This is a genomic window from Butyrivibrio sp. FCS014 (assembly GCF_000526935.1).
In the GTDB taxonomy this organism is placed as follows: domain Bacteria; phylum Bacillota; class Clostridia; order Lachnospirales; family Lachnospiraceae; genus Butyrivibrio.
Genome location: NZ_JAHA01000007.1, coordinates 1 through 18,722 on the forward strand (window position 1 = coordinate 1; position 18,722 = coordinate 18,722).

The 18,722-nt window shown below is 46.8% G+C and carries 15 protein-coding genes; all 15 read left to right on the plus strand.

Annotated features, from left to right (window positions below; translation table 11 throughout):
• Positions 1-630: hypothetical protein (locus tag T456_RS22740; protein WP_035801448.1), on the plus strand; the 630-nt coding region annotated here is incomplete at its 5' end.
• 110 nt (positions 631-740) lie between these two features.
• Positions 741-923 (plus strand): hypothetical protein, encoded by a 183-nt coding sequence (locus T456_RS0106185; RefSeq protein ID WP_024865402.1) that lies wholly within the window; start codon positions 741-743, stop codon positions 921-923.
• Between the two features lie 613 nt (positions 924-1,536).
• The gene (locus T456_RS0106190) at positions 1,537-2,214 is read left to right on the plus strand and encodes a hypothetical protein (RefSeq protein ID WP_207640361.1); all 678 of its coding nucleotides are present in this window, start codon (positions 1,537-1,539) and stop codon (positions 2,212-2,214) included.
• 416 nt (positions 2,215-2,630) lie between these two features.
• The gene (locus T456_RS0106200; protein ID WP_024865405.1) at positions 2,631-2,810 is read left to right on the plus strand and encodes a hypothetical protein; all 180 of its coding nucleotides are present in this window, start codon (positions 2,631-2,633) and stop codon (positions 2,808-2,810) included.
• Positions 2,811-3,122: 312 nt separating this feature from the next.
• Positions 3,123-4,421, plus strand: a complete 1,299-nt coding sequence (locus T456_RS0106205) for a hypothetical protein (protein ID WP_024865406.1) — start codon at positions 3,123-3,125, stop codon at positions 4,419-4,421.
• Positions 4,422-4,473: 52 nt separating this feature from the next.
• A complete protein-coding gene (gene uvrB / locus T456_RS0106210) occupies positions 4,474-6,465 on the plus strand; it encodes an excinuclease ABC subunit UvrB (RefSeq protein ID WP_024865407.1) in 1,992 nt (663 codons plus the stop codon).
• A 64-nt stretch (positions 6,466-6,529) separates the two neighbouring features.
• Positions 6,530-9,406, plus strand: a complete 2,877-nt coding sequence (gene uvrA / locus T456_RS0106215; protein ID WP_051464997.1) for an excinuclease ABC subunit UvrA — start codon at positions 6,530-6,532, stop codon at positions 9,404-9,406.
• Between the two features lie 269 nt (positions 9,407-9,675).
• A complete protein-coding gene (locus T456_RS0106220) occupies positions 9,676-10,575 on the plus strand; it encodes a hypothetical protein (protein WP_024865409.1) in 900 nt (299 codons plus the stop codon).
• Complete coding sequence (locus tag T456_RS0106225) at positions 10,576-11,742, plus strand: EpsG family protein (protein ID WP_024865410.1); 1,167 nt, start codon at positions 10,576-10,578, stop codon at positions 11,740-11,742.
• Between the two features lie 108 nt (positions 11,743-11,850).
• Complete coding sequence (locus tag T456_RS0106230; protein ID WP_081749007.1) at positions 11,851-12,996, plus strand: N-acetyl sugar amidotransferase; 1,146 nt, start codon at positions 11,851-11,853, stop codon at positions 12,994-12,996.
• The gene (locus T456_RS0106235; RefSeq protein WP_024865412.1) at positions 12,986-14,728 is read left to right on the plus strand and encodes a DUF6044 family protein; all 1,743 of its coding nucleotides are present in this window, start codon (positions 12,986-12,988) and stop codon (positions 14,726-14,728) included. Before T456_RS0106230 ends, T456_RS0106235 begins: the two co-directional genes overlap by 11 nt.
• Positions 14,729-14,806: 78 nt before the next feature.
• Entirely contained in the window at positions 14,807-15,898 is a 1,092-nt protein-coding gene (locus T456_RS0106240) for a glycosyltransferase family 52 (protein WP_024865413.1), read from the plus strand.
• Between the two features lie 15 nt (positions 15,899-15,913).
• Complete coding sequence (locus T456_RS19345; protein WP_024865414.1) at positions 15,914-16,363, plus strand: GNAT family N-acetyltransferase; 450 nt, start codon at positions 15,914-15,916, stop codon at positions 16,361-16,363.
• Positions 16,364-16,370: 7 nt separating this feature from the next.
• The gene (gene pseI / locus T456_RS0106250) at positions 16,371-17,426 is read left to right on the plus strand and encodes a pseudaminic acid synthase (RefSeq protein WP_024865415.1); all 1,056 of its coding nucleotides are present in this window, start codon (positions 16,371-16,373) and stop codon (positions 17,424-17,426) included.
• Positions 17,427-17,438: 12 nt separating this feature from the next.
• Entirely contained in the window at positions 17,439-18,659 is a 1,221-nt protein-coding gene (locus T456_RS0106255; RefSeq protein WP_024865416.1) for a PseG/SpsG family protein, read from the plus strand.
• Positions 18,660-18,722: the final 63 nt, after the last annotated feature.

Sequence of the window (18,722 nt, forward strand, 5' to 3'; positions counted from 1 at the left end):
ATGGACGCTGTTGTGGAAATGGCGAAGGCCGCTGCCGGTACCATGGACCTTGATATCGTGTACAGGGTGGATTACTACTACTTTTGCATGATCGGAATTGCTGCTGATTCAGGCGACAGAGAGCTTGTAGCCGGCATGTTTGACAGGGAGGAGGAGTTCCTTGATGCCTTCGGGATCAGGAAGGCGGCAAGATCAGGCAGGGGCAATCCTCCTCACTTCTTCCCGGTGGATCTAAGATACGATTCTCTTGAAGAGCTGAAGAGGAAAGTTGATGCAAGGACCTGCTGGTCCGAGCTGTTTGTAACTCCCGCTGAACCTGCAGAGATCTTTCCGCTGCAGGAGAATATAGAAGGAGTGTTTGGAGATATAGATGGTAATGCGGTGATATCCTCCTATCAGTGCCCCTTCTGCAGGCTGAGAATGTACAAGATGGTATTTTCGGAGGGTAACGATCCTGATCTCTATCTTGGAAGAGACAGGAAATATATTTTGAATCCCGCCAGGGTTTTCCTGTGCCCGGGAGGACATATGTATGCGGTGAGTAAAGGACACAGACTTACGGATTATCCTGTGTTCATGGCAAGTCCCGTGGTTGATAAGGACAGCCGGCTTGGACGCGGGACTTTTTGACATGTGGTGGAAGTACTTTGATTCCATAGCGGATATAAATGCCCGCAGGAAGGAATAGGGAAAAGAGTCCATAAGGATGATACTTTTAAATGGGGGAGGACAATCGTTGTATGAATGCAGATCAGAAAAAAGATGCGTATTATGAGAGCAGTACAGTCATTTTTCCGCTTCAGATAAATAAAAAGGGTGAAGACCTGTGGAATAATATGGAGGAACTGAATGACGGAATAAAAGAAGCATTATCATCATTTACAATGGACCGGGAGTTTACCTGGAAAAAGAATTGTAGATGATAATGATAAAGCACTTAAGAATTCGAATCACCATGCAATTGCCAGGTCCAATGCGTTTGAAAATAAATTAAATTTAGAATCCTATGACGAGGCTTTTACACCGGAAGTGGTTGATGCGTTTATATAGCAGTAATAATACAGTTTTGCATTATATAGCGCAGTGTGGAGAAACAACTGCTATAGACAGAAATGTATTGGGTATAGCAAAAGTTGGTAACAGGCTGAGAATATTGCCCTGTTCCGGAAAGGAAGAAATTTTATTCGAAGTAAGGAAGATTCGTCTGGCTTGCTACCATTTTTGGCACCTGTTTGATGATACTGGAACTGCATCAAAATAACAGTGAGAAGAATATAGATATAAATGAAGATTATTGGGATATAGGGGCTATATGCGAATCACTGGGTGTTATTAAAATCAAATAAAAAAATGCGCGTGCTGTATCCGACAAAATGTCATTCCTATATGGCCTGGTTTAGTATGGAGAAACGACATTACTACGCCCCTGATGGAAATTCGGGAGAACAAGCATACGAAAAACAGTGCCGCTCTGCAGGCCGGGAAATGATGAATAAAAGATATTGAACGTTTTTTTGGAAAAACATTCGAGTGCTTTTGGATAGGGAATTCTTCAAAAGACAGTGGCAATGTACATTTCTTCATGGGCGGGTTCAAAGAAGGTATCAAAACCGTGAATTTAACAGCGTATATGAGGCTTATGTAACATTTGACAATCAGGTTAATTTCCTGGAGGTTTCATTCAATGCTGAAATTCAGCAGGAATACGAGGCCATAAAGGGCAATATGAGTATTGAAGATACTGTTGAGAAACTGATAAGACAGATAGATGCTCTTCATTCAATTAATTTAAATAAGCAGGATGAAAAGAGAAATATTATTTTGGCATTTATTACAGTGCTGAGTTTGGTCACAGGATGCATGCAAGTTACGGAATCCTTTGGACCCACTCCCAATATTGCAGCCAATATCATTGCGGGCGCCGCTTCATTGATCATAGGATTAGTGCTCTTTTTTCTGTTTTGTGAAATAGAAGAATATGAACAGAAAGGATATAAATTATGGATAAGAATTATTTGTATAAAAAAGCAGGGGAATTCGATTCGGATAATAATAAAACAGAAAGAACTGGCCACATTTTTAAGGATGTATATTAGCGAATTCGCACAGAAGAAATTACCTGTGATTGCCTTAAAACAAAGTATAGAGGGACTGAGCGATTATTTTATCAAAATTGAACTGATGCGTAGGGAAAATGAAAATCCAGATTATTAAGGATTTTGTTTTAATAGAGAAATTCTATTGGTCCATAGATTTGATTCATGAAAAAAGTCCCCGGTATAGATATAGCGCAGCTTGATAGTTATGTTAAGATCCTTGATTGCATGGAAAGTAATCAATTGCTTGAGCGTATTGTCAGATACACAAAGTATGAAAGATATCGCATTTCTTCGGAAATGGATTTGATGAAATACGAGCATTTCTCTGTTCCTAAATACAAGAAAACTGAAGTTGAAGAAGTAAAAACCATTGAGGACATCGTGATGGTGACAATGGCCAAACTTTCCCTGTGCCTATTGGAATATAATAGAAACCCCCGAAAGAAAAGAGGATATAAAAAGGACCACTTTCGAATATGCAGATTTAGTGAATGATCTGCTTCACGAAAAGATATAAAGGCAGTGATTTGAATGAATACCTTGTTGGTGGTTGATAGTGCTGTGCAGAACAGGAAGTATGCTGAAATATCTGCTGTGATATATTCGCCTGAGAGTATCTTTGTGATCATGAATAATTACCGTATGGCGAAGGAAGATGATAAGGATACTGCCAGAACTTTATTGCTGAAAAATCTCATATCTGCAAAGTGAATTTATATTTGGAAAGAAAAGCCGTTCCAATCTGAGTGATACAATTGACGAAGATGATTATTGCGAGGGTATTTGTCAAACCCTGGATAATTATATAGATAGTCTGGGTTCTGAAAGAACGGTAATTCCTGCAATTCCTTTTTATAATCTTAGTTACTTTTGCAAGCAGGGTTGGAAAGGATGACAGAGACGAAGCGAGGCTTATTGTCGGCATAGACCATATCAATGATGTTGCATTGTACGGCAAAAGTGATGCTGGCTTTGATCTGTTCGTTGATGAAGTGCTGGCTTCTGTTGCAGAAAACCGTCTAAATGAAGGGAAGTCAATTAATTCGGAATATGACACAGATGTATATGCGGCTGTTCAACAGATTCTTGGGCTGGAGTTATCCGGATGGTGTTGCACAGTTCATGAATGAATATAGAAACAACGAAGACTCAAGATATGAGGAAATAAGTTGTACGGTGAAATACTATCTTCTGGGAATCTATCTAAGAACACTCTATATGCTTGCAGATTCCATAGAAGGACATGATGGAGCGTACCCGTTTAGAGTATATAGAGATAGAATCCAAAGTTTAATATTTAATAATCGATCCTACGGTAAAGCAAGCAGCATCTTCTCTCGGTACAGCTTTGAAAATATGAATATGGTAGAAGAAAAAGCCTATTCTAATCTTAAGAATGAAATGCTGATGACTTTAGATGCAGCGTTGGAGAATATTGAATCATATGATGAAGTGATCAATCTGGATTTCAAGAGTAGTTTTACTGAATATTTCCTGTGGCTTGGAAGCGATGATTATTTTTTGAACATGGTAGAAACGGTGTATCAAAAAATAAGAAAAAGTATTGAACTGTTTGTCAGACCTGAGCCTCGATATAGGGATTTATTTAATGATCTGATCAAGCAATATGATGACCAAATGAAAAAGGTTGAGATAAAGGTCAATACCTACATGAGAGATGATTCACTGCAGGTTTTGGAGAAAGTCAAAAAATCCATATCCGGTATTGCAACCGGCGAATTCCTGTATCAGCGATATATTGTCAGGGATGATATTCCTCAGATGGATTACAGTTGTATAGCGTTAGAGTATTACACGGCATTGGAACTGCTTGTAAATACTATCTTTTATGCCCCCTATCGCCAGATGGTATTAAAACCAAAATGCGATTCGATCAGTGGGGACAATTTAGATGATGAATTAAGGGGCTATATCGGTAGCTCTAAAGCAGCGTATATTACCGGACGGGGAAAAGAACCAAAAGAGAGCCTGGAACTTGGTACGATTTCAAATCTGTATATTAATCTGTTAAGGAAAAATGGCAGTGTTGATCCTAAAGCTGCTGAACTGGCGTATTATTTAGACGCTTTGGGGCTGGATAAAGTCCTGGTGCGCGAAATATTTAAGGAAATAAACAAGATAAAAGATCTGCGAAATGAGGCTGCACATGGTGGCGAAATACTGCCATATGAAAAAGCAAAAAAGGCTCAAGACGTAGTGTATATCCATTCTCCGAATCCTGATCCGACAATTGATATTGATGCTAAATCTCTGGCAGCAGCATGTCATAATATGGTAGGAAAAATATACAATCTGTTTTAAGAGAAAGAGTTTTTGTAACGTAGTAATCTAGCTTTTAGGGAGTTTTATATCTATGGATTTCAAACTTCACTCAGAATACAAACCTACAGGCGATCAGCCCAAGGCAATACAGGACCTCGTGGAGGGCTTCAAAGCGGGAAACCAGTTTGAGACTCTGCTGGGTGTTACCGGCTCAGGTAAGACCTTTACCATGGCCAATGTAATTCAGGCCCTCAATAAGCCCACCCTGATCATCAGCCACAACAAAACTCTGGCAGGTCAGCTCTACGGAGAGATGAAGGAGTTCTTTCCTGAAAACGCCGTGGAATACTTTGTGTCATATTACGATTACTATCAGCCAGAGGCCTATGTACCCCAGACTGATACCTACATCGCCAAGGATTCGTCCATAAACGATGAGATAGATAAACTCCGGCTTTCAGCCACAGCCTCTTTGGCGGAGCGCAATGATGTCATTGTTGTGGCTTCGGTTTCCTGCATCTACGGTCTGGGCAGCCCGGACGAATTCAAGGGAATGTCCATATCCCTTCGTCCCGGCATGGAGAAGGACAGGGATCAGCTGATAAAAGAGCTGGTGGCTATCCAGTACGACAGAAACGATATGGAGCTTGGCAGATGTAACTTCAGGGTTCGTGGAGACACTGTGGAGGTATTCCCTGCCAACGCAGATGACTACCTCATAAGGGTGGAATTCTTCGGAGATGAGATAGACAGGATAACCCAGATAGAGCCTGTTACAGCCAAGGTTAAATCTGAGCTTACCCATGTAATGATATACCCGGCCTCCCACTATGTTGTTCCACAGGAGAAGATAAATCTTGCCTGCGACAATATAGAAAAAGAGCTGGAGGAGCAGATCAAGTTCTTCAAGGGAGAGGACAGGCTTATAGAGGCCCAGAGGATATCCGAGCGTACCAACTTTGATGTTGAGATGATGAGAGAGACCGGCTTCTGCTCAGGAATTGAGAATTACTCAAGACACCTGAACTTTTCAAAGCCCGGTGAGCCGCCGCTGACTCTTTTGGACTTCTTTGACAGGGATTTCCTTATTATAGTAGACGAGTCCCATATGACCATCCCTCAGATAGGCGCCATGTACCACGGCGACAGGAACAGAAAGCTGACCCTTGTTGACTACGGGTTCAGACTGCCTTCCGCCCTGGACAACAGGCCCCTTAACTTTGAGGAGTTTGAGAATCACATAGATCAGATGCTGTTCTGTTCCGCAACTCCCGGCAAGTACGAGGAGGAGCATGAACTTTTAAGAACAGAGCAGGTTATAAGGCCGACAGGCCTTTTGGATCCGGAAGTGGACGTAAGGCCGGTTGAGGGACAGATCGATGACCTCATTGCTGAGATCCGCAAGGAAGTGGACAAGAAGAACAAGGTTCTTGTCACCACCCTTACCAAGAGGATGGCAGAGGATCTGACCCAGTATCTGGCTGAGTCCGGCATCAGAGTCAAGTACCTTCACTCGGATATTGATACTCTGGAGAGGTCAGAGATCATCAGGGATATGAGACTAGATGTGTTTGACGTGCTGGTTGGTATCAACCTTCTAAGAGAGGGTCTGGACATTCCCGAGATCTCTCTGGTGGCCATTATCGATGCGGACAAGGAGGGCTTCCTTCGTTCCGAGACATCCCTTATCCAGACCATCGGAAGAGCCGCACGAAATGCTGAAGGCCGTGTTATAATGTATGCCGACAATATGACGGATTCCATGAAAAAAGCCATCGATGAGACCAAACGTCGTCGCAGCATTCAGGAGAAGTACAACGAGGAGCACGGCATAACTCCTCAGACCATCAAGAAGGCTGTAAGAGATCTTATTGCGGTGACCAAGGCCATCGCCAAGGAAGAAGTCAAGTTTGAGAAGGATCCTGAGTCCATGAGTGCAGAAGAACTTGAGAAACTCATCGGCCAGGTTCAGAAGAAGATGAAAAGAGCTGCTGCGGAGCTGGATTTCGAGAATGCCGCCATGCTTCGTGACCAGTTGATAGACCTTAAGAAGATATACAATGATTTGACCTCCGGTAAATAAAAATGGCGGGATGGGTGATATTTCTTTTGCCCAAAGGAGAATGAGAATGGCTGATAACAGCAGAATGACCAAGAAGAACACCACCACAAAGAGGATACTTCCTTCTGATATACATGACTATATCAGGGTGCGAGGTGCCAACGAACACAACCTCAAGAATGTTAAGGTGAAGATTCCCAGGGAGACACTTACCGTATTTACCGGTCTGTCCGGCTCCGGCAAATCTTCCCTTGCTTTCGATACCATTTTTGCAGAGGGACAGAGAAGGTATATGGAATCTCTTTCCTCCTATGCAAGAATGTTCCTGGGACAGATGGACAAGCCCAATGTGGAGGCCATTGAGGGACTTTCCCCAACGATCTCCATAGATCAGAAGTTCACCAACAAAAACCCCAGGTCCACAGTGGGAACCGTGACGGAGATCTATGACCACTTCAGGCTTCTTTATGCCAGGATCGGTATTCCTCATTGCCCCAACTGCGGCAGGGAGATCAGAAGACAGACCGTTGACGAGATGTGCGATCAGATCATGGCTCTTGGCGACGGCACCAAGCTGCAGATTCTTGCGCCTGTTGTCCGCGGCAAAAAGGGTGAGCATCAGAAAACCCTGGACAGAGCTAAGCGCGCAGGCTATGTGAGGGCCAGGATTGACGGAAGCCAGTACGAGATCACCGAAGAGGAGATCAAGCTGGACAAGAACATCAAGCACAGCATCGAGATCATCGTAGACAGAATCGTAGTTCGCGACGACAACGAGAACCTCAGGAGAAGACTTACGGATTCCATAGAGAATGCCCTTCAGCTGGCTGATGGCCTGCTCCTTGTTGACGTTGTCGATGGAAAAGAGCTGAGTTTTTCCCAGAACTTCGCCTGCCCCGATTGCGGAATAAGTATCCCTGAGATCGAGCCCAGAAGCTTCTCCTTCAATAACCCCTTCGGAGCCTGCCCGGATTGTCTGGGTCTTGGCTACAAGATGGAGTTTGACGATGAGCTTATGATCCCTGACAGGAGCCTTTCCATAAATGACGGTTGTATCGTGGTTATGGGCTGGCAGTCAGCCAACAAGGACTCGAGCTTCAGTAATGCTGTTTTAAGAGCCCTTGCTAAAGAGTATAAATTCAGCCTGGATACACCCTTTGAGGAACTGCCTCAGAAGGTACAGGATGTTCTTATCCACGGCGCTGACAGAACAGTAAATGTGCATTATAAGGGACAGCGCGGTGAGGGTGACTACCCCATCAAATTTGACGGTCTTATCAAGAACGTTGAGCAGCGCTACCGTGAGACCTTCTCGGAGACAGCCAAGGCCGAGTATGAGGAGTACATGAGGATCACTCCCTGTGCTCTTTGCGGCGGACAGAGGCTTAAGAAGGAATCACTGGCTGTTACCGTAGACAATAAGAATATATATGAGATCACCTCAATGTCCATAGATGAGCTCCAGACCTATCTGGAGAACTTAAAGCTCACTGAGCAGCAGGAGCTTATCGGTGCTCAGGTCCTTAAGGAGATCCGTGCAAGGGTGGGATTCCTTGTGGATGTGGGACTGGATTATCTGTCTCTTTCCCGTGCCACCGGAACTCTGTCGGGCGGCGAGGCTCAGCGAATCAGGCTTGCAACCCAGATCGGTTCAGGCCTTTGCGGAGTGTGCTATATCCTTGATGAGCCCAGTATCGGCCTGCATCAGAGGGACAACGACAAGCTTCTCAATACACTGAAGAACTTAAGAGACCTCGGTAATACTCTTATCGTGGTTGAGCACGACGAGGATACCATGAGGGCTGCGGACTATATCGTTGATGTCGGCCCCGGCGCCGGATCCCACGGCGGCAAGATCGTGGCCTGCGGAACCGCAGAAGACATCATGAAGGTAAAAGAGTCTGTGACAGGGCAGTACCTTTCCGGCAAGCTCAAGATACCGGTACCTGCCACAAGAAGGCAGCCCAAGGGATGGCTTAAGATCCTGGGAGCTCAGGAAAACAACCTCAAGAATATAGATATTGATGTGCCTATCGGAGTTATGACCATTGTCACAGGTGTGTCCGGCTCCGGAAAGAGCTCTTTTGTCAACGAGATACTTTACAAGCATCTGGCAAGAGATCTCAACAGGGCAAGATGCATCCCCGGCAAGCACAAGGGAATTGAGGGACTTGACCAGGTGGATAAGGTAATCGCCATTGACCAGTCACCGATTGGAAGAACACCCCGTTCAAACCCTGCGACTTACACCGGTGTGTTTGACATGATAAGAGACCTGTTTGCGGGAACCCCCGATGCCAAGGCCAGAGGCTACAAGAAGGGCAGATTCTCCTTTAACGTTAAGGGCGGACGCTGTGAAGCCTGCGGCGGTGACGGAATCATCAAGATCGAGATGCACTTCCTGCCCGATGTTTATGTGCCCTGCGAAGTCTGCCACGGTATGCGTTACAATCACGAGACACTGGAAGTCAAGTATAAGGGCAAGAGCATTTACGATGTCCTTGATATGACTGTGGAAGAGGCGCTGAAGTTCTTTGAGAACGTTAAGACCATCAAGCGCAAGATACAGACTCTCTACGATGTGGGCCTAGGCTATGTGAAACTGGGTCAGCCCAGTACAGAGCTCTCCGGCGGTGAGGCGCAGCGTATCAAGCTGGCTACCGAGCTTTCAAAGGTCGGTACCGGACGTACCGTTTACATTCTGGATGAACCCACAACCGGACTTCACTTTGCGGATGTGCAGAAACTGGTTACCATCATGCATTCACTGGTTGACCAGGGCAACACCGTAGTAGTTATTGAGCACAATCTGGACGTTATCAAGACCGGAGATTATATCATCGACATGGGCCCGGAGGGCGGCTCCAAGGGCGGTACCGTAGTGGTGGCCGGAACTCCCGAGGAAGTGGCCAAGTGCAAGAAGTCCTACACCGGAGCCTACATCAAGCGCATGCTGAAATAAAAGGTCATCCGCGGGTGGGGCGGCTACGTGTATGTCCGCCATCTTGGCACGCTTGCGCTCGATGATATCTGGCAGCGGTACTACGCGGCTAAAGGACAGCCGCGAGTGCCGGCCGATATCAACGGCCTGCGAGTGGCGGACATACACTTTGCCGGACCCACCCGCGGATTACACAGTGGCTATATCTCGGTTTAACTGTGCTTAAAAAACGAATCATGGTAAAATGGCATATAGTAATTTAGAAGAGCAGTACGGCTGGGAGGAGCAGTATGTCAAAAAGCAGTTTTGACACAAGGGAAATAGATTTGAGACGTCTGTGGAGGCAGTTTCTACGCAGGTTCTGGATCGTGATTGTGGCCACGGTTGTGGGTGCAGTTGCGGGATTTGGTATATATGTGCTCTACAGTAATGTGAAGAGCGGCAATACTGTGTATCGCATCCGGAACGACTATTATATGACTTTCAATCTGGAGGAGTTTCCTAACGGCGTTGATTATTATAACGCATACACTTGGGATGGAATTCTGAGGGACGATCCTATTGTGAACAAGGCTCTGGAGACGGATTCTTCACTGACCAAGCAGGAGATTTTGGACAGTGTTACCGGGGAGATTCTTGGGGATTACAGGATTCTTACTGTTGTGGTAACAGGAACGGATAAGGAACTGGTGCAGAGAATTTCCGATGCTTACAAGGTGGCTCTGCCTGCCTTTGCTGATATCATCGATATGCTGAAGTCAATTGATTTATGGACTGATGCAGAGATCGAGGTTTACGATGCTTACACGAGAGAGTCCAATGCCGCTTTCCTTGGTGGACTCATAGGTCTTCTTGTGAGTCTTTTTGCTGTGCTTATGTACGGCATCTTTGATGATGCGATCTACACCGAGCGTGACTGGCGCATCAGATATCCTCAGATCCCCTACCTCGGGAAAAGAGATACCGACGAATACAACACCAACAGGTCCCATCTTCTCAGATACGACGGCAACTATATTGAGCTGTCTTCTGATCAGTTCAGATACGACCTGGATGAGTTTGACAAAATGAGAGCCGCCGACGGAGTTATCCTTAAGCTCCGCCCCGGCAGGGATATGACGGAAGCCATGGATAAGGTGGTTTATACCCTGGAGAAGCAGGGCATCAATGTTGTGGGAGTGATGGAGTAAATGATACTGTATTCGCTGATCGCTGCCATTACCATTCTTCTGGCATGCAGGGTGAAGACAAGTGAATATGACAGCGTCCCGGTAAATACTGCAGAAAAAGGCGGCATTCTTATGGGATATACCACAAGGCAGAAGGCGCTAAACGCCCTGTGCCTTGTTTCTGTGTTCATTATTCTTACGCTTCTTGCAGCTCTTCGCCACGAAGTTGGAAATGACTACGGCACCTATGTTGTGACCTGTCATGAGATTTTCCAGAGGGGCTATGTTGTGACGGAACCCGGATATAATCTGGTGGTCCGAATCCTCTATACCCTCTCCGGCAAGGAAGACTATCTGCTGATGTTTGCGGTTTTCGGAGCTGCCATAGTGGCAATCTTCCTGAAGGTACTAAAGGACCAGAGCGACAGCTTCGCAATTGCCTTCTTCGTGTTCATGACCATGGGCTTCTACTTCAGAAGCTTTAACACCGTCAGGTATTACTTTGCTCTGGCTATAGCAACTTTTGCTTTAAGGTATCTCGTTGACCTTAAACCCCAGGGGCTTATCAAGTTCTTTTTCCTGATATTGTTTGCAGCTACCTTCCACAAAAGTGTGCTGGTGGTCATCCCCATGTACTTTATCGCAAGGATTCCCTGGAAGAGATGGGGGCTGATACCCCTTGCTATATTGTCACTGGTGGCGGGACTATTGCACAATCAGATAATGACAATAGCAGTGAAGCTTTATCCTTCCTATGCCAACACCGTTTATCTTGAAGAGACCCACACCATCCTGGAGAATGCCGCACCAATACTGGGCTGCGTCTTTGTAATCGCCCTTTGCGTCATCTGTTATAAGGATGCCATAAAGGATAGGATCGACAACCGCATGTACTTTAACATGAATCTGATGGCAGTGGCTCTATACCTTAGCTGCTATTGGCTCCCTCTGGTGACCCGGTTTGCTTACTATCTGACCACGGCGCAGATACTTCTTTTGCCCAATATAATCTGCAGCATCAAGGATGAGAAAAAGAAACAGTGGGTAACAGCAGCCGTTGTGATATTCTGCATACTGTATTTCCTGTACTTCCTGCGCTCCGCGGATCAGGTGGGAATCAGGGTTCTGCCCTACAAGAGCTGGCTGTTCTACGATCACCGCTGGCTCAACCAGACAGACACCTTCTAAAAGGGGGTCAGTAGAACCGTCCCCGATGACTTACTTGCAGTTAAGCAGGGCAGGGGAGTATACTAAAACGAATGTATTATTCCGATTTTTTCAGGAGGATTTAAAAATATGAAGATGAGATATTGCAAGAGATGCCTTCAGCCTGACACAAGACCCGGCATCGTGTTTGATGATGAGCAGGTTTGCTTTGCCTGCCGCTACGAGGAGTCCAAGGCGACCATCGACTGGGCACAGAGAGAGGCTGAGCTTAAGGCTTTTGCTGATGAGGCCAAAGAGGAAGCCAAAAAGCGCGGCAATATCTATGACTGTATAATCGGCGTTTCCGGCGGCAAGGATTCTACCTTCCAGGCGGTTTATGCCAAGGAGAAGCTGGGACTTAATCCCCTTCTTATCAACTGCATGCCCGACGAGATCACAGAGATCGGCCGCAAGAACATCGAGAACCTGAACAATCTGGGCTTTGATATCATTTCCATCAGACCCAATCCCATAGTTGCCAAGAAGCTGGCAAGGAAGTCCTTCTTCGAGAGAGGCAACATCATCGCTGCTTCCGAGTACTGCCTGTGGGCATCATCCTACATCATGGCAGTTAAGTTCAATATCCCCCTGATCATTCAGGGAGAGAACGCAGCCCTTACCCTTGGCGCAGCCAAGAACCAGGAGGCAAGCGGCAATGCGTTTTCTGTAATGCAGCTGGAGACCATAAGAGGCGCCAGCGTTGACAGCTTCGTTGATCTGTCCAACAACATTACAGAGAAGGATCTTTTCCTGTATAAGATCCCTACCGTTGAGGAGATGCAGGCTCAGGGTATCAAGGCCATCTTCCTTCAGTACTATGTAAAAGAGTGGTCTCAGGTCCACAACGCTGACTTTGCCGTTGCAAGAGGACTTACCGGCAGAACCGACGACCTTCATGACCTTGGAAGATACAGAAGATACACCGCTCTTGACTGCGACCTTCAGATACCCAACCAGATGATCAAGTACTTAAAGTTCGGCTTCGGATATGCGACAGACGAGATCTGCTACGACATCAGAGAGGGCAGGTTCGATCGTGAAAGCGGCAAGTGGTATGTCAAAGAGTACGACGGCCTCTGCGGCGAGCAGTATATCGAGAAGGCCTGCAAATACCTGTCCATTACCAAAGAAGAGTTCTGGGAAGTTGTGGACAGATACGTCAACAAGGACCTCTTTGAGAAAGTAAACGGCAAATGGGTGCCTAAATTCACTGTTGGTGAGGATTATGAATCATAACATCAAGAAAAACTGGTACATGTATTTAACAGGAACACTGCTTCTTATACAAGCGGCAGTGTTCCTTGTATTTCGTGGAGACAGCTATTTTCAGATCCACGACAACCTGGATCTCTTCATGGGACACTACGAGATGCTCAAGAAATGGAATCTGTGGTTTGCCCATGGAGTTGATGCCCCAATTCTTCACGGAGTAAGCAGGGACCTGTTCGGGTCGGAATTTAATCTGTACAACATGTTCTACATCCTGCTGCCCAGCTACTGCGCTTATCTTGCGGGCTATGCAGCCAAGATTGCCATCGGAATTTTCTCTTTCAATCTTCTGGCAAAAGACATTTATAAGGAGCGCTACAATAACTACAAACCGCTGGTCATTGTAATCGCCACGGCTTACGGCCTTATCCCGGTATTCCCTACCTACGGGATTGCCTTCACCTCGGTGCCCCTTATAATCTTCTTCCTTAGGAAACTATATTATGCCAACACCTTTAAGGAGCAGCTGCCCTGGTATCTTGCGGTTTTCTGTTATCCTTTTGTTTCCTATTTCTCCTATCACGGATTCTTTATCCTGTGCTACATGGTTGTGGCAGTGATAATCCTGTGGGTAAAAGACAAGAAGTTTCCTGTGAGCACCTTTGTCTCCATCGTGGTTCTCTCACTGGGATATGTGCTGTTTGAATACAGACTCTTCGGGGCCATGCTGGGAAGCGATACCGTGACCATAAGGACCACCATGGACCACGGCGATCTCACCTTCGGACAGGCCATGAAGACCGCCTTTGATGAATTCGTGAACGCATCCTTCCACTCGGAGGATTCACATACCTATATTGTTCTTGGAGTGGTGCTGGCGGCACTTGTCCTTATAAATGCAAGATACATAAGAGACGGCAAGGCAAAGAGGATACTTACCGATCCCATAAATCTTGTGATGCTGTGGATAATCTTCAACGTTCTTATCTTCGGCCTTTACCAGTTTGCTCCCTTCAGACATCTTTTCGAGATGCTGGTTCCGCCCCTTACAGGCTTTGAGTTTGCCAGGACCGCTTATTTCAACACTTTCCTGTGGTACGCAGAATTGCTACTTGTATGCGTTCGCATGTACGGACTTGGGAAAAAGAAAATGCGGCTCCTTGCCAATGTTATTGCAGTACTGGCGGTTCTTGTTGTGATGTTCGTGCCTCAGGTTTACAACGATTTCTATTACACCTGTTATAACCAGGCCTATAAGATCATCAAGCACAAGGAGACCAGCACTGTTAATTACAACGAGTTCTATTCGGCTGATCTGTTTGAGGATATCAAGGACGAAATTGGCTATAACGGCGAGTGGGCTGCCTCCTACGGCTTCCACCCGGCAGTCCTCAACTACAACGGCATTGCCTCGGTGGACGGATACCTTGGAATGTATGCCCAGGAGTACAAGGATAAATGGCAGAAGGTCATAGAGCCTGCTTTCCCTGGATCACCCTCCCTTGCAGATTACTACATGGGCTGGGGCGCCAGAGTTAACCTTATCTCTGCCAACGACGAGAACACTTATGCACCTCTTCGCGTCATGGACCCGGAGGACAAGCGCCTTATCGCCAACATGGATGAGCTTAGGAGCCTTGACTGCAAGTATATCTTCTCCAGGTTTGGCATCAGCAACGCTTCGGAGATTGGCCTTAATCTTGTTGGCAAATACACCGATGAGAGCAGTCCCTACACTATATTTGTGTACGAACTGTAGGATAAATCTGATAAACCCAAAGACGGCATCGCACCTGCCGTCTTTTTTATTTTGCCCAATTAGAATATAATTGTTCATATGATGGATAAAAGAAATAATGGAAGAATTTACATATGTCACACCTTCTATCACGCATATATCGCCGTGGTAAAAGAGCTGGTGAAAAGACACGACAGTGATGGCAAGGCTGACATCATGCTCAGCACCATGTCCAACGATTTCGGGAAGCTTCCAAAGAGGCTAGAGAAAACCGGAGTTTTCGACCGGATCTACATGTTTGATGAGAAGGAAGATGTGACTTCGGAGGAAGTCATGAGCTACCACAGGGACAGGGGCAATATCCTGCTGAACCTGCTGCAGCGCATCAAATACACCAAACTTCTCGGAAAGCTTCAGGAACCTCACATCCCTACAGATCTTTCGACTTACAAAGATGTGTATGTATTCTGCGATTCGGATCCTATCGGATATTATCTTAATTATAAGAAGATCCCATATCATGCCGTAGAGGATGGTCTTAACTCTGGCAAGCTTGACGATCAGGCCCGGAATGCCAACAAAGGAGCCTGGCCTTTAAAGCGTGCCATGGCAGCCCTAGGACTTATCTTTATCGAGAGTGGCTACAGCAGGTACTGCCTGGACTACGAGGTCAACGACATCAGCGCCAACCACAGCCTTCCCCCGAATGTGGTTGAGGAGCCAAGAGCTGAGCTGAATGACAAACTGACACCGGAGGATCATGAGATCCTTACCAATATATTCCTTGAGGATCCTGAGAGGATAAAGGAAGAACTTCTGGGAGACGGCACGGATCCAAGGCCCAACGTGATGATCCTTACAGAGCCCCTTTGCGAAGATGACGTAAGGAAAAAGCTCTTTGGCGACATCATAGACATGTACAAGAGTGACTACCGGGTCATTATAAAGCCCCATCCAAGGGACCTTCTGGACTATGGGAAGGCTTTCCCGGATACCGCAGTGATTCGGGACAAGTTCCCCATGGAGGTTCTGGGAGACATTGAAGGCTTTAAGGTGGACAAGGTGATTTCCGTCATCACCCAGATGGAGAACACCTATTTTGCAAAAGAGATTGTATACCTGGGACTGGATTTCCTGGATAAATACGAGGATCCCTCCATTCACCGCAAGACCGAAAATCTTGATAAGTAATCCGGAGACATCAATATGAGCATTTATTTAAGAAAAGCTACAATTGAAGATGCAAAGGACCTTCTGGCCTGGCGCAACGACCCAACTACAAGAGAGAACTCTTTTACCAAGGCAGAGATCGATCTTGAGACCCACCTGAAGTGGCTTCAGGGCAAGCTCCTTAACGAGGACCACTGCCTTATGCTGATCCTCATGGAGGACGACGTTAAGCTGGGGCACGTGAGAGTGGACATCACCAATCACATCGGAGAGGTGAGCTACATGATCTCGCCGGTATTTCGTGGCAACGGCTACGGCAAGAAGATTCTCCAATTCATGGAAAAAAAGCTGCCTATGGGAGTCAAGACTCTGGTGGGCTTTACCGTGAAAGAGAACATAGCATCCGGCAAGTGTTTTCTGGCCAATGATTACACGGAATTCGCCGCCGGAGGAGTTAAGTGCTTCATCAAGGAACTGAGAAAGTGAGACAGATATGTTTGCAAAAGAGATAAAAATAGGAAATAAAACCGTTGGCGAGGAAAAACCCTGCATGATAGTTGCGGAGCTTTCCGGCAATCACAACGGTGATTATAACAGAGCGATAGAGATAATCCACGCAGCCAAGGAAGCCGGCGCCGACGCAATCAAGCTCCAGACCTACACCGCGGACACCATAACCATCGACTGCGACAAGCCCTGGTTCATGACTCCCGGAGACGGACTCTGGGCCGGCAGGACTCTCCACAATCTGTACGAGGAGGCCTATACTCCCTGGGAGTGGCACGAGGGTCTTTTTGCCGAGGCTAAAAAGCTTGGCATGGAGGCGTTTTCATCTCCATTCGATCCCACCTCGGTGGACTACCTTGAGAACCTAAATGTTCCCGCCTATAAGATCGCCAGCTTCGAGATCAACGACATTCCTCTTATCAGGAAGATCGCAAAGCTTGGCAAGCCCATTATCTTTGCCACCGGCATTGCCTATGAGGAGGATATCAAACTGGCGCTGGATACCTGCAAAGAAGAGGGCAACGATCAGATAATTCTCCTTAAGTGTGTCAGCGCTTATCCCACTCCCTATAATCTGGTGAACCTGCGTATGATGGAGGACCTTAGGGATAAGTTCGACTGCCTTATCGGCCTCTCCGATCACACTCCGGGAGGAACCATCCCTGTTGGAAGCATCGCCCTTGGCGGACACATGATAGAGAAACATCTTACCCTGAACCGCTCTGCAGGCGGCGTTGACGATGCATTTTCCATGGAACCTGCGGAATTTGCTCAGATGGTAAAAGAGGTCCGTATCATGGAGGAGGCTCTCGGACAGAGGGAGTACAAGCTCACCGACAAGCAGATCAAGGAGCGCAGCCTTTCAAGATCCCTGTTTGTTGTAGAGGACATAAAGGCCGGTGAGGAGATCACGCCGCAGAACGTTCGATCCATCAGGCCTCATGACGGCATGCACACCAAACACTACGAGGAAGTTCTTGGAAAAAGAGCTGTCCGCGACCTTGAAAAGGGAACACCCCTTGCCTGGGATATGTTGGGATAAACGGAGATGAACATGATAGGCATAAGATGCGATGCCAATTCAATAATAGCGTCAGGTCACATGATGCGCTGCCTTACTGTAGCCAAAGAGATAGTAAGGCAGGGTCACTCTGTGGCCTTTTTTGTGGCGGATGAGGAGTCCGAGGGTGCTTTTCGCAACATGGCAGCAGATTCTTTTAAGGATTCTCCCGAAGCTGTCAGCGTTACAGTCCTTGGGACCCGCTGGCAGGATATGGAGGGGGAACTGTCTGCTTTGGGAAAAGAGCTGTCGGCTAAAAATATAAGTGTTCTCCTGGTGGACTCCTATAAGGTGACCGTCACATATTTTGAGAAGCTTAAAGAGCTGTGCAGGGTGGCGTATTTTGACGACCTGAAAGCGGATATCTACCCTGTGGACATCCTTATTAACTACAGCGGGTTTTACGAAAAGCTGGGATATGAAGAAGACTATAAAGCTGTGACAGGCCATGACGGTGAGCCCACAAGACTTCTGATGGGGCTTAACTATGCGCCCCTTCGGGAGCAGTTCTACAGAGCTGACGGAACAGATGTGAACACTTCCGTTTCTAAGCTGAAGGATTCACAGACTGATTCGGAAAAGTCCGCTGCAGGCCTTGCAGAAAAGGAGCCTGAGCGCGTCTCTATCCTTCTTGCCTCAGGTGGAGCAGATGCCTATGGAATGATCCTTGGAACCCTTAAGGCAGCCAAAGAGAACGGCCTTGTGAGAGACGGCAGCAGTGGTATATGCGATCCTGCAGGTACGGAGCCGATGCCCTGTTCAACTGCCATCGACTGGCATGTTGTGGTAGGTGCCCTCTGCAAGGACGCTGAAAAGATAGATGACTTTGCTAAAGCCAATCCCGGAATCCACATTCACAGATCCGTCAGCGACATGGCAGGGCTTATGAGAGTGTGCGACCTGGCAGTCTGCGCAGCTGGTACAATGCTGACGGAATGTGCAGCTGTCGGTCTTCCTGTGATCTTCTATCAGGTGGCGGACAATCAGAAGTACAACGTGGAATTCTTTGGAAACACAGGCGGTATGCTGTTTGCGGGAGATGTCACGGAAGCTGCCGGCGGTGCGGCTGAGGTTGCCCAAAACAGTTGCCGATATATAAAAAGCCTGATGACCGGTAGAAGACTTAAAGATATGCGCTCCGCACTTTCAAACCTTACCGACGGCCGAGGAGCCATCCGCATAGCGAAGGCTCTTTTGAAGGAATACAGAAGTTGACTTAAAAGATGGGCCCGACGTATAATTTGAATATACGGATTCGATTATTCGAATTATGCGGAG

Coding starts and splice junctions, on each gene's coding strand:
- T456_RS0106240 (WP_024865413.1), top strand. CDS start 14,807: ATGATGGATAAAAGAAATAATGGAAGAATTTACATATGTCACACCTTC.
- T456_RS0106225 (WP_024865410.1), top strand. CDS start 10,576: ATGATACTGTATTCGCTGATCGCTGCCATTACCATTCTTCTGGCATGC.
- T456_RS0106200 (WP_024865405.1), top strand. CDS start 2,631: ATGAATACCTTGTTGGTGGTTGATAGTGCTGTGCAGAACAGGAAGTAT.
- uvrA (WP_051464997.1), top strand. CDS start 6,530: ATGACCAAGAAGAACACCACCACAAAGAGGATACTTCCTTCTGATATA.
- T456_RS0106185 (WP_024865402.1), top strand. CDS start 741: ATGAATGCAGATCAGAAAAAAGATGCGTATTATGAGAGCAGTACAGTC.
- T456_RS0106205 (WP_024865406.1), top strand. CDS start 3,123: ATGAAGGGAAGTCAATTAATTCGGAATATGACACAGATGTATATGCGG.
- T456_RS19345 (WP_024865414.1), top strand. CDS start 15,914: ATGAGCATTTATTTAAGAAAAGCTACAATTGAAGATGCAAAGGACCTT.
- T456_RS0106220 (WP_024865409.1), top strand. CDS start 9,676: ATGTCAAAAAGCAGTTTTGACACAAGGGAAATAGATTTGAGACGTCTG.
- T456_RS0106230 (WP_081749007.1), top strand. CDS start 11,851: ATGAAGATGAGATATTGCAAGAGATGCCTTCAGCCTGACACAAGACCC.
- pseI (WP_024865415.1), top strand. CDS start 16,371: ATGTTTGCAAAAGAGATAAAAATAGGAAATAAAACCGTTGGCGAGGAA.
- T456_RS0106255 (WP_024865416.1), top strand. CDS start 17,439: ATGATAGGCATAAGATGCGATGCCAATTCAATAATAGCGTCAGGTCAC.
- uvrB (WP_024865407.1), top strand. CDS start 4,474: ATGGATTTCAAACTTCACTCAGAATACAAACCTACAGGCGATCAGCCC.
- T456_RS0106235 (WP_024865412.1), top strand. CDS start 12,986: ATGAATCATAACATCAAGAAAAACTGGTACATGTATTTAACAGGAACA.